Raw genomic sequence first — 11,433 nt, forward strand, 5'->3', positions numbered from 1 at the left:
TCCCGCTCGCGCGATGAGCCGGGGAGGAGGGGACGATGAGCCACGGAATGCCGTCGGACGAGGAGATCCGCCGCGCCATCGAGCAGCATGTCCCCCGCCGCTTCCGGGTCGCCGCGCCGCGACGGCGCGTCACCCGCACCGACCTCCCCGCGCGCGCCGAGGAGAGCGGGGACGTCGAGCTCGGCTCCCTGCTCCAGGATCTCTGGGATGCGGAGGCTCGCGCCTCGCAGCTGCACGCGCAGCGCACGCGGGTCCTCGCCGCCCTCGCCGTCGACCCGGGCGAGGGCGACGATGCGCGCCTGGAGCTCGAGCTGAACGCCGACCGCGCCGCGCTCGCCCTCCAGGTCACGCGCCAGGTCGCGCTGCGGCGCATCCTCGACGCCCGCATGGCCGTGCGCTCCCTCCCCCGCAGCCTCGAGCGGCTCGCCGCCGGGCGCATGCCCGTGGACCGGTTCACCCGCCTCCTCCGCAGCACCCGCGCGCTGCGCGATGCGCACCGCCGGATCATCGACCAGCTCGTCGAGGACTGGGGCGAGGGGCTCACCGCGGACACCTTCGAGCGCCGGCTGCGCCAGCTGGTGGCCTGGATGACCGACCGGATGGACCGGGCCGAGGGGCCGCGCGAGCCCCGGCGCGGCATCGAGGTCCTCCCCCCGGCGGAGGACGGCACCGCCTGCCTGCAGGTCTTCGGCCCCGCCCCGGAGATCCTCGACCTCGGCCGGCGCCTCGACGCCGCCGCCCGCGCGGTCCAGGACGTCCAGCGGCGGGCGCTGGCCGCGGGGACAGACGTCCCCCTGGACCCGGACGGTTCCGCCGCGGGCCGCGGTCGGCCGCTGCCGCTGACCCTGATCGGCTATCAGCTGCTGCGCACCGCGAGCTTCGACACCGAGGGCGTCGAGGTGCCGCGGCCGCGCTTCCGCATGAACATCACGGTCCCGGCGATGACACTGCTCGGCGTGAGCGACGCCCCCGGGCTCCTCGACGGCATCACGCCGATCCCGGCGGACATGGCCCGCGAGCTCGCCGGCGGCTGCGACGTGTGGCATCGGGTGCTGACGGACCCGTCCACCGGCGCGTACCTCCCCCTCGCCACGGACACGTACCGCCCGTCGGCGGGGCTGCTGGAGCACCTGCGCCAGCGGGGTCCCACCTGCGCCGTGCCCAGCTGCACGCGCAGCGTGTGCACCGCCTCCGAGAACGACCACATCCGCGAGTACGACCCCGCGCACCCCGAGCTGGGCGGCCCGACCAGCAGCGAGAACTGCCATCTGCTGTGCTGGATGCACCATCGGATGAAGACCCTCGGGATGCTCGACCCGGTCCGGCTCGGACCCGCCCCCGGGGCGGGGCCTGCGGGCGTCTCCCCCGGCCGCACCCGCTGGCGGATCGGCGCCGCGGGCGAACGGTGCACCGCCCTGGACGATGTCGACCTCATGACCCCGGCGGTCGTCGCCGAGTTCGAGGAGCTGTGGGAGGCGCATCAGGAGCGGGAGCGACGGCGGCTCCATCCCCCGAGGCCCGATCCGGGACCTCCCCCGCCGTTCTGACGAGCCGAACCCCTCAGCCGAAGGCAGCCTCAGTCGGCGGAATTCTCAGCCGGAGGTGCCCCCGTCGACGCCGGCTGCGCGTCCTCCGGCCCGGTGCGCTCCACGATCTCCCGCATCGCCGCGGCCGCCGCCGCGGGGTTCCCGGCGGCGATCGCCCGGCACACCTCGCCGTGCAGGGCGACGTCCCGGGCATCGGGGGCGAGGTGGGCGCGCTCGAGCAGGGCCCGGTCCCGCAGCCCCTCCTCGATCACCCGGCGCAGCCGCACGAACATCGCGCTCCCGGACAGCGCGAGGACGGCGGCGTGGAGCTCGGCATCGGCCGCGAGGAAGGCCTCGGGATCGTCCGCCTGCGCCAGCGCCTCGCCGGCGCGGGCAAGCCGCTCGCACTGATCGGGAACGGCGTGACCAGCGGCGACGGTGCGGGCGGCGGCGGCTGCGGCCTCCGGTTCGACGGCGCGCCGCAGGGAACGCAGCTCGTCGATCTGGGCGCGGCGCCCCTCCTCGCCCAGCGCCAGGCGCCAGCGGATCACCCACGGGTCCAGGGTGTCCCAGTGCTCGGCCCCGCGCACGCGCAGACCCACGCGGCGCCCGGCGCTGAGCATGCCCAGGGACCCGAGCACCCGAGTGACCTCGCGGACCACGCTGCGGGAGGCCCCGGTGCGCGCGACCAGGCCCTCGACCGTGTCGGCGTGGCCGGCCGGCAGCTCCCCCGCGACGATCGCGCGGCCCAGCTGGTCCAGCGCCCGCTCGAAGGCGGAGGTGCTCACGCCTGGGAGACCGGCGAGATGACCAGCTCGTCGACGCGCACGTGCGCGGGCGCATCGAGCACGAAGCCGATCGCGCGGCCGATGTCCTCCGGGCTCAGCATCACCGCGCGCGCGGCCTCGCCGGGGACCTCGGGGCGCTGCTCGAGGAAGTCGGTGGCGACGTCGCCGGGGCACAGGTGGCAGGCGCGCACGCCGTGGGCGGCCTCCTGCTGGTTCAGGGTGCGCACCAGGGAGCCGAGCGCCGTCTTCGAGGCGGAGTAGGCGACCCCGGCTCCCGGCTGGAAGGACCAGCCCGCATAGGAGGAGACGACGACGGCCACACCCCCGCTCGTGCGCAGGTGCGGCAGCGCGGCGTCCAGGGTGCTCGCGGTCGCGGTGAGGTTGGTGGCGAGGATCGCGTCGAACTCGCCGAGGTCCTGGTCGTCCCATCGGCGCCGCGGAGCGTTGAGCCCGGCGGAGACGACCACGCCGTCGATGCCGCCGCAGCGCTCGGCGATGCCCTGCGCCGCCGCGCGGACAGCGGCGCGGTCCTGGACGTCGAGCACCAGCGCGGAGGCCACGCCGCCGGCGGCCTCGACCTGCGCGACCGTCTGCTCGAGGGCGTCCCGGCGGCGGCCGCTGACCACGATGCGCCAGCCCGTCGAGGCCGCGGCGAGCGCCGCCGCGCGTCCCATCCCGCTGCCACCGCCGGTGATCCAGAGGGTTCCGCGCGCGTCCTGTGCCATGCCGTCTCCTGCCGTCCCGCCGCCCGCTGGTCGGACGGCCCACAGCAATAGTATGTTTATTCCGGTGCCCGGCGTCGAGCGCACGCCGCACCGGGGAGTGGACAGTGGAGCTGGATCTGCGGAACAAGGTCGTCATGGTCACGGGCGCGGCGCGCGGCATCGGCGCGGTGATCGCGCACCGCTTCGCCCAGGAGGGCGCCCGGGTGGTCGCCCTCGACCTGGCGTTCCCCGAGGGCGACCCGGCGGAGGCTGAGGCTGCGGGCGAGCCCGCCATCGGCCGCGTGACCTGCGACGTCGCCGATCCCGCCTCGGTGGAGGCGGCGGTGGCGGAGGTCGTGCGCCGTCACGGCACGATCGACGTGCTCATCAACAACGCGGGCATCAACGTCGAGGGGACCGTCGCCGATCTCGACTGGCAGCGCTGGCGCACCTGCTTCGACGTGAACGTGGGCGGCGTCTTCCTCATGAGCCGGGCGGTCGCGCCGGTGATGCAGGAGGCCGGCCGCGGGCGGATCATCAACGCCGCCTCCTTCGCGGCGATCATCCCGAGCGTCGGCAGCGCCGCCTACGCGGCCTCGAAGGCCGCGGTCGTCCAGCTCACCCGGGTCCTGGCCTCGGAGCTGGGACCGTGGGACATCACCGTGAACGCCTACGCGCCGGGCATGGTCCCCACCGCCATGAACGGCTTCGCCGACATGCCGCAGGAGGCGCAGGACCGCCTGCTGGACACCCTCTCGCTGCGCCGCTGGGAGAGCCCGGACGACGTCGCCGACCTGCTGGTGTTCCTCGCCAGCGACGCCGCCTCGTACATCACCGGCACCCTCGTGGACGTCTCCGGCGGCAAGCTCGCCACGCAGATCCCCTCCCGCGCCCACGGGCGCTGAGAGGCGCTCAGGCCACGGCGGCCGGCGTGAGCAGCTCGAGCAGCAGCACCGCCGGGACATCGGCCGTGTCCTTGAGCGGGCTGATCGCGCTGACCAGCCAGTCCGGGGTGGTGGTGCCGGGCAGCGAGATCGTGCGCAGCGTCGCGGCCTGCGGCTTCGCGGCGACGTGCTGGGGCACGATGGCGATCCCGAGGCCGCGGCGCACCAGGTCCAGCAGCGTGTGCACGTCGTTGACGCTGCAGCGGACGCTGCGGCGCACCCCGTGGGCGGCGAGCAGCTCGTCGTTCATCGTCCGCACGCCCCAGGAGGCGCTGAAGTCGACGAAGTCCTCGCCGTCGAGCATGTCCCAGCGCAGCGAGGACCGGGCGGCGAGCGGGTGGTCCGGCGGGGTCACGAGCACGAGGGGCTCCTCGCCCAGCGGGGTCTGCCGCAGGGAGCCGAGGTGCCGGGTGGTCGCGACGAAGGCGACGTCCAGCCGCCCGGCCCGCACCGCTTCGACCAGCTCGTGGGAGCCGGACTGCGCGAACTCGGTGGCGATGCGCGGGTAGCGGCGATGGAACTGCTCGAGCAGCGCGGAGACGTCCACCAGGCCCAGGCACTGCTCGGCGCCCACCCGCAGCGAGCCGCTGACGGTGCGGCTGACGCGGACCACGGCGTCGCGGGCGCGGGCGGCCTCGTCGAGCATCGCCCGGGCGTGCGGGATCAGCGCGTTGCCGGCGGCCGTGGGCTCCACGCGGCGCGTGGTGCGGTCGAACAGGGGCGTGCCCAGCTCGAGCTCGAGGCTGCGGATCGCGCTGCTGAGCCCGGACTGCGAGATCCCCGCGAGGTCCGCGGCGCGCGTGAAGTGCCGCTCGTCCGCGAGCGCCACCACGTACTCCATCTGTCGAAGCTCCACTGATCCGTCCCTCTCATGAATGACATCGCCCTGAGCTGTTGGACTTATATATCAAGGATCCCTAGAGTCTCTCGCATGACTGTTCCCACCATCACCCTGAACTCCGGCCACGAGATCCCGCAGCTCGGCTTCGGCGTCTTCCTCGTCCCCGCCGACGAGGCCGAGGCCGCGGTCACCAGCGCGCTCGAGGTCGGCTACCGCCACATCGACACCGCCGCGATCTACCGCAACGAGGAGGGCGTCGGCGCCGCGATCGCCAAGAGCGGCATCCCGCGCGAGGACCTGTTCATCACCACGAAGCTGTGGAACGACCGCCAGTCCGGCGAGCAGCCGCACGACGCGATCCGCGAGAGCCTGGAGAAGCTGGGCCTGGACTACGTGGACCTGTACCTCACCCACTGGCCCACCCCCGAGAAGGACACCTTCGTCAACGCCTGGGAGAAGCTCGTCGAGATCCGCGACCGCGGCCTGGCCCGCTCCATCGGCGTCTCCAACCACCTGCCCGAGCACCTCGACCGCATCGTCGAGGCCACCGGCGTGGTCCCGGCCGTCGACCAGATCGAGCTGCACCCCGCCCACCAGCAGAGCGACATCCTCGAGTGGGCCGCCGCGAAGGGCATGCACATCGAGTCCTGGGGCCCGCTGGGCCAGGGCAAGTACCCGCTGCTGGAGAACGACGCGGTCACCGCCGCGGCCGCCGCCCACCAGGTCACCCCGGCGCAGGTCGTCATCCGCTGGCACCTGCAGCGCGGGTTCATCGTGTTCCCGAAGTCCTCGCGACAGGAGCGCATGCAGGAGAACTTCGACGTGTTCGGCTTCGAGCTCTCGGCCGATGAGGTCGCGGCGCTGGACGCCCTGGATCCGGGCGACGGCTCCGGCCGCGTGGGCGGGCACCCGCTCGAGGTCAACTGATGCGCACCCTGACCCTGCCGGGCACGCAGATCACCGCCCCCAACGTCGTCCTGGGTCTCATGCGGATCCAGGAGAAGTCCGATGAGGAGGTCCGCACCCTCGTGCGCACCGCCCGCGATGCGGGCATCGACTTCCTGGACCACGCCGACATCTACGGCGCGGACCTGCACGGCTGCGAGAAGCGGTTCGCCGAGGCGCTGCAGCTCTCCCCCTCCGAGCGCGAGCAGTGGACGATCCAGACCAAGGCCGGGATCGTCCGCGAGGGCCCGTACTTCGACTTCTCCTACGAGCACATCGTGGAGTCGGTCGAGGGGTCGCTGCAGGCGCTGGGCACGGACTACATCGACATCCTGCTGCTGCACCGCCCCGATGCGCTGGTGGAGCCGGAGGAGGTCGCCCGCGCCTTCGACGAGCTCGAGGCCGCCGGCAAGGTGCGCGCCTTCGGCGTCTCCAACCACACCCCGCGGCAGATCGACCTGCTCAAGAAGTTCGTGAAGCAGCCGATCGTCGCCAACCAGGTCCAGCTGTCCATCACGCACTCCCCGCTCATCGCCCAGGGCGTGGCGGCGAACATGCAGGCCCTGGAGCAGTCCGTCAGCCGCGACGAGGGACTCATCGACCACGCGCGCCTGCACGACATCACCCTGCAGGCGTGGTCGCCCTTCCAGGCCGGGTTCTTCGACGGGCCCTTCCTGGGCTCGGAGCGGTTCCCCGAGCTGAACGCCGTGATCGACCGCCTCGCCGCGCAGTACGACGTCACGCCGACGGCGATCGCGGTCGCGTGGATCACCCGTCACCCGGCGAACATGCAGGTCGTCCTCGGCACGACCACCCCGCAGCGGGTGGCCGACGCGGCCGCCGGCTCGGACCTCCCGCTGACCCGCGCGGAGTGGTACGAGATCTTCCGCGCCGCGGGGTACACCGTTCCCTGATCGGTCAGGGCCCCTCGGCGAGGGCGGACGTCCCGCGCGCGTCCTCACGGATGCACGCGGGACGTTCCGCTGTCCGCGGCCGGGGAGGCCCCTTGACAGCGGGCCGCGCCGTCCCGCATCCTTCACGTCATACGAATAACGGATCCGAGGAGGGACCCATGGTGCACCGCCCCACGATGCACGACGTCGCGGCCGCCGCAGGCGTCTCGCAGGCCGTGGTCTCCCTCGTCCTGAACGGCAACCACGCCGGCCGCGCCTCCGAGAGGACCGCCGAGCGGGTCCGGGCCGCGGCCCAGGAGCTCGGGTACCGCACCAACCTGCAGGCCAAGAGCCTGAAGACGGGCGTGGCCGAGATCCTCGGCCTGGTCGGCGACGAGGTCGCGACCTCGCCCTTCTCGGGCATGATGATCAAGGGGGCGCAGGACCGCGCCTGGCAGGACCACCACGCGCTGCTGACCATCGACACCGGGGGCGACGACCGCCTCGAGGCCGCCGCGATCGACACCATGCTCTCGCACCGGGTGCGCGGCATCGTCTACACCGCCATGTACCACCGCGAGGTGCACGTGCCCGATGCGGCGCTGGACACCCGCGCCGTCTGCCTGAACGCCCGCGACCTCGACGAGCGCGTGCCCAGCGTCATCCCCGACGAGGTCACCGGCGGCTACGAGGCGACAAAGGTCCTCCTCGAGGCCGGGCACACCCGCATCGGCATCATCACCATCCACGACGCCCTGCCGGCCGCCGTCGGCCGCCTCGAGGGCTACCGCCGCGCCCTGGCCGAGGCCGGCATCGCGGAGGACCCGGACCTCGTCCGCCCCGGCACCGGCATGCAGTCCGACGGCGACCGCCAGACCCGCGCCCTGCTGGCCCTGCCCGAGCCGCCCACCGCGATCTTCTGCCAGAACGACCGCACGGCCCTGGGCGCCTACCAGACCCTCACCGCCGAGGGCCTGCGCGTGCCCGAGGCCATGTCCATCGTCGGATTCGACGACCAGGACGTCCTGCGCGACTTCTTCCTCCCGCCGCTGACCACCGTCCAGCTCCCCTTCGCCGCCATGGGATCGCTCGCCGCCGAGCTGCTCCTGTCCGGCGAGACCGCCCCCGAGGTCCACCGCATCCGGTGCCCTCTCGTCCTGCGCGACTCCGTCGCACCTCCGAAAGGATCCTGATGCCGTCCACGCTCACCGGCTCCGAGCCCGTGGCGAGCGCCGGCGTCGACGACGACGCCCCCGCTCCCTCGCCGAGCCCGCCCCCGCCCCATCGGCCGCGCGCCGCCCTGCTGCACCGCGTGCTCAATGCCTGGCAGTTATACGTACTACTCGCGCCGGCCCTCGCCTCGCTCCTCGTCTTCAAGTACTGGCCGATGTACGGCGCGCAGATCGCCTTCCGCGACTACAACCCCGTCGACGGCTTCTTCTGGAGCCCCTGGGTGGGCCTGGAGCACTTCCGGGCCTTCGTCACCTCGTTCCAGTTCGAGCGGCTGGTCGCCAACACCCTCACCATCAACGTGGTCGGCCTGCTGGTGGCGTTCCCGGTGCCGATCATCCTCGCGCTCATCGTCAACCAGCTGCCCAGCGAGCGTTTCAAGCGCCTCACGCAGACGATCCTGTACGCGCCGTCGTTCATCTCCGTGGTGGTCGTGGTCGGCATGATCCACCTGCTGTTCTCCCCCAGCTCCGGGATGGTCAACCACGCGATCACCCTGCTGGGCGGCGAGCCGATCTTCTTCATGGGCGCCCCCGAATGGTTCCGCCCGCTGTACATCGGCTCCGACGTCTGGCAGAACGCCGGATTCTCGATGATCATCTACCTCGCCGCGCTCACCGCGATCGATCCCTCGCTGCACGAGGCCGCCCGCATGGACGGCGCGAACCGGTTCCAGCGGATCCGCCACATCGACATCCCGGGAATCCTGCCGGTGATCGTCATCCTGTTCATCCTCGCGGTCGGGAACATCTTCAACCTCGGGTTCGAGAAGGTCTATCTCATGCAGACCGACCTCAACCTCCCCACCTCCGAGGTCATCAACACCTACGTGTACAAGACCGGTCTGCAGGGCGCCCAGTTCAGCTATTCGGCGGCCATCGGACTGTTCAACTCCGTCCTCAACCTCGCCCTTCTCGTGACCTTCAACCAGGTCGCCAAGAAGGCCAACCAGTCGAGCCTGTGGTGACCATGACGACCTCCGCCCCCGCCCTCCCCCGCCCCCGGCGCGCCGAGCCGCTGCACCGGCGCCTGGCCGATCCGCTGTTCGCGGTGATCACCTACGGCCTCATCGCCGTCGCGATCCTCGTGATCGTCTACCCGCTGTACTTCATCGTCATCGCCTCGATCTCCGATCCGACGCTCGTGCAGCAGGGCAAGGTCTTCCTGTTCCCGCGCGGCCTCACCGTCGACGGCTACGCGACGATCTTCGGGACCTCCACGATCGTGCGCGGGTTCGCGAACTCCGTCCTGTACACCGTGGTCGGCACCGCGATCAGCGTGACCATGATCCTGTGCGGGGCCTACGCGCTGGCCCGCAAGGACATGCCCGGCCGCAGCCTGTTCATGATCCTCTTCGTCGTCACGATGTTCTTCGACGGCGGCATGATCGCCCGCTACCTCGTGGTCAAGGAGCTGGGCATGCTCGACACGATGTGGGCCGTGGTCCTGCCCGGCGCCGTCGGCGTCTGGAACCTGATCATCGCCCGCACCTTCTTCGAGCAGAGCATCTCCCCCGAGCTGCGCGAGGCCGCCCAGCTCGACGGCGCGAGCGACTTCCGGTTCTTCTTCTCGATCGTCCTGCCGCTGTCGAAGTCGCTCATCACCCTCATGGCGATGATCCACATCGTCGCGAACTGGAACGCCTTCTTCGACGCGATGATCTACCTCAGCGACGAATCGAAGTATCCGCTCCAGCTGGTGCTGAGGAACGTCCTCATCCAGTCGCAGGCCTCGACCGCGGGAATGGACATGGCGTCGATGGAGTCCACCGCCCAGGCGCAGAAGATGGGCGAGCTGCTCAAGTACTCCATGATCGTCGTCTCCACGGTCCCGCTGCTCATCGCCTTCCCGTTCCTGCAGCGCCATTTCGTCAAGGGCGCCACCCTCGGGGCGCTCAAGAGCTGACCCGCCCTCCCCACCGCATCGCCCCCCACCCCGCAGCACCGTCACGAAGGAGTCCCGCATGCTGTCCCGCCGCCGCTTCACCCTCACCTCCGCCGCACTCACCGCCGCGATGTTCTCCCTGCCCGCCTGCACCCGCCCCTCCGAGCGCCTCACCGAGGACCTCTCCTCCGAGATGGGCCTGACCGAGTCCGGGCTGCCGATCGTCACCGAGGAGCTCACCCTCACCGTCGGCGGGGCCAAGTCCCCGCTGGCCCCCGAGTACGAGACCATGCAGCTCGTGCAGACCTGGGAGGAGGACTCCGGGATCTCGATCACCTGGAGCAACGAGCCCGACGAGGTCTGGGGCGAGAAGAAGAACCTCCTGCTGGCCAGCGGCGAGCTCCCCGACGCCCTGTTCAACACGGGCCTCACGGACGCCGAGGTCGCCAAGTACGGCGCCAACGGCACGCTCATCGCCCTCGAGGACCTCATCGCCGAGAACGCCCCGACCCTCTCCGGGATCCTCGAGAAGCGCCCCGACATCCGCGCGGCGATCACCGCCTCCGACGGCCACATCTACACCCTCCCCTCCGTCGAGGAGATGGGGCTCGTCGAGTTCCCGAGCATGATGTTCCTGAACACCGACTGGCTCGCGCGGTACGGCCTGGCCATGCCCACCACCGTGGAGGAGTACCACCAGGTCCTGCTCGCCTTCAAGGCCGAGGGGCCCGCCGGCGTGCTGCCGCTGTCGTTCATCGGCGCCGGGGCCATCTGCGACCTCATCGCGGCGCTCGGCGGCCAGCCCGACGTCCCCGACCACCGCATCGTCCAGGACGGCACGGTCGTCTTCACCGCCGACAAGGACGGCTTCCGCGACGCGATCGCCCAGCTGCACACCTGGTACGCCGAGGGGCTCATCGACCAGGAGGCCTTCGCGCAGGACTACGTGAAGTTCATCGCCAAGGGCACGGCGGACCCGCAGATCCTGGGCTCCTTCTGCTTCTGGGAGGTGCCCGAGGTCGTCGGCCCCGAGCAGGCCGACCAGTACGCGATCGTGCCGATCTTCCCCGGCCCCGACGGCGTGCGCCGCGCCTGCGTCGTCTCCAACCAGGAGATCAACCGCGGAGCCTTCGCCATCAGCCGCACCAACGAGTACGCCGCCGCCACCGTGCGCTGGGCCGACATGCTGTTCGACCCGGTCATGAGCGCGCAGGCCAACTGGGGTCCGGTCGGCGTCACGCAGCAGGAGAACGCCGACGGCCTGCTCGAGCAGATCCCCGTCGGCGAGGGCGAGACCGAGCAGGAGCGCCGCGTGAAGGTCTCCCCCGGCGGCCCGAAGATCATCACCGCCGAGGACTTCGAGACCGTCGTGCTGCCCGAGCCCCGCGCCGCCGCGCGCCAGGCGCAGATCGCCGAGCACTACGCGCCCCATCGGGCGAACGAGAAGTTCCCGCCGGTGATGCTCAGCGTCGAGGAGCTCGACCAGGTGAGCACCATCGAGGCCGATGTCCAGACCTTCGTGAGCGAGAAGGTCGCCACCTGGATCGTCAAGGGCGGCATCGAGGCGGAGTGGGACGGCTACGTCTCCCAGCTGCGGACGATGGGCCTGCCGGACCTCCTCGCGGTCTGGCAGGGCGCCTACGATCGCTTCACCGCCGCCGGCTGACCCGGCCCCGAA

11 protein-coding genes are annotated in these 11,433 nt (G+C 71.7%); 8 read left to right on the plus strand and 3 right to left on the minus strand.

Translation table 11 applies throughout. From position 1 onward, the window contains the following. The first annotated feature begins 35 nt into the window (after window positions 1-35). Window positions 36-1,547, plus strand: coding sequence for an HNH endonuclease signature motif containing protein (locus tag BF93_RS14945; RefSeq protein WP_156954164.1), 1,512 nt, complete (start codon window positions 36-38; stop codon window positions 1,545-1,547). Between the two features lie 29 nt (window positions 1,548-1,576). Here BF93_RS14945 and BF93_RS14950 read toward each other — a convergent pair whose 3' ends face one another. Together BF93_RS14950 and BF93_RS14955 are read right to left on the minus strand one after the other, a co-directional pair. Continuing rightward, window positions 1,577-2,314, minus strand: coding sequence for a FadR/GntR family transcriptional regulator (locus tag BF93_RS14950; RefSeq protein WP_051487024.1), 738 nt, complete (start codon window positions 2,312-2,314; stop codon window positions 1,577-1,579). Further along, the gene (locus BF93_RS14955) at window positions 2,311-3,039 is read right to left on the minus strand and encodes an SDR family oxidoreductase (protein ID WP_038373746.1); all 729 of its coding nucleotides are present in this window, start codon (window positions 3,037-3,039) and stop codon (window positions 2,311-2,313) included. Before BF93_RS14955 ends, BF93_RS14950 begins: the two co-directional genes overlap by 4 nt. Before the next feature lie 104 nt (window positions 3,040-3,143). Here BF93_RS14955 and BF93_RS14960 point away from each other — a divergent pair, with 104 nt between their 5' ends. Next, a complete protein-coding gene (locus tag BF93_RS14960; protein ID WP_038373747.1) occupies window positions 3,144-3,923 on the plus strand; it encodes an SDR family NAD(P)-dependent oxidoreductase in 780 nt (259 codons plus the stop codon). Window positions 3,924-3,930: 7 nt separating this feature from the next. On the opposite strand, the gene BF93_RS14965 is transcribed toward BF93_RS14960, so the two are convergent. Beyond that, window positions 3,931-4,818 carry a LysR family transcriptional regulator gene (locus tag BF93_RS14965; RefSeq protein WP_038373748.1) on the minus strand — a complete coding sequence of 296 codons (888 nt, stop codon included), beginning with the start codon at window positions 4,816-4,818 and terminating at the stop codon, window positions 3,931-3,933. Between the two features lie 75 nt (window positions 4,819-4,893). Between BF93_RS14965 and BF93_RS14970 the strand changes: the two genes are divergently transcribed. From BF93_RS14970 to BF93_RS14995, 6 genes are all read left to right on the plus strand, one after another. Then, a complete protein-coding gene (locus BF93_RS14970; RefSeq protein WP_038373750.1) occupies window positions 4,894-5,730 on the plus strand; it encodes an aldo/keto reductase in 837 nt (278 codons plus the stop codon). Next, window positions 5,730-6,662, plus strand: a complete 933-nt coding sequence (locus BF93_RS14975; protein ID WP_038373751.1) for an aldo/keto reductase — start codon at window positions 5,730-5,732, stop codon at window positions 6,660-6,662. The genes BF93_RS14970 and BF93_RS14975 overlap by 1 nt, the downstream gene beginning before the upstream one ends. A gap of 158 nt (window positions 6,663-6,820) precedes the next feature. Continuing rightward, window positions 6,821-7,834, plus strand: coding sequence for a LacI family DNA-binding transcriptional regulator (locus BF93_RS14980; RefSeq protein ID WP_038373752.1), 1,014 nt, complete (start codon window positions 6,821-6,823; stop codon window positions 7,832-7,834). Continuing rightward, a complete protein-coding gene (locus BF93_RS14985) occupies window positions 7,834-8,838 on the plus strand; it encodes an ABC transporter permease (protein WP_084148593.1) in 1,005 nt (334 codons plus the stop codon). The genes BF93_RS14980 and BF93_RS14985 overlap by 1 nt, the downstream gene beginning before the upstream one ends. Before the next feature lie 2 nt (window positions 8,839-8,840). Further along, window positions 8,841-9,776: a carbohydrate ABC transporter permease gene (locus BF93_RS14990; protein ID WP_051487026.1), complete on the plus strand. Its 936-nt coding sequence runs from the start codon at window positions 8,841-8,843 to the stop codon at window positions 9,774-9,776. Window positions 9,777-9,834: 58 nt separating this feature from the next. Further along, window positions 9,835-11,421, plus strand: coding sequence for an extracellular solute-binding protein (locus BF93_RS14995; protein WP_038373753.1), 1,587 nt, complete (start codon window positions 9,835-9,837; stop codon window positions 11,419-11,421). Window positions 11,422-11,433 lie beyond the last annotated feature (12 nt).

It is taken from the genome of Brachybacterium phenoliresistens, assembly GCF_000576425.1.
GTDB classification, from domain to species: Bacteria; Actinomycetota; Actinomycetes; order Actinomycetales; family Dermabacteraceae; genus Brachybacterium; species Brachybacterium phenoliresistens.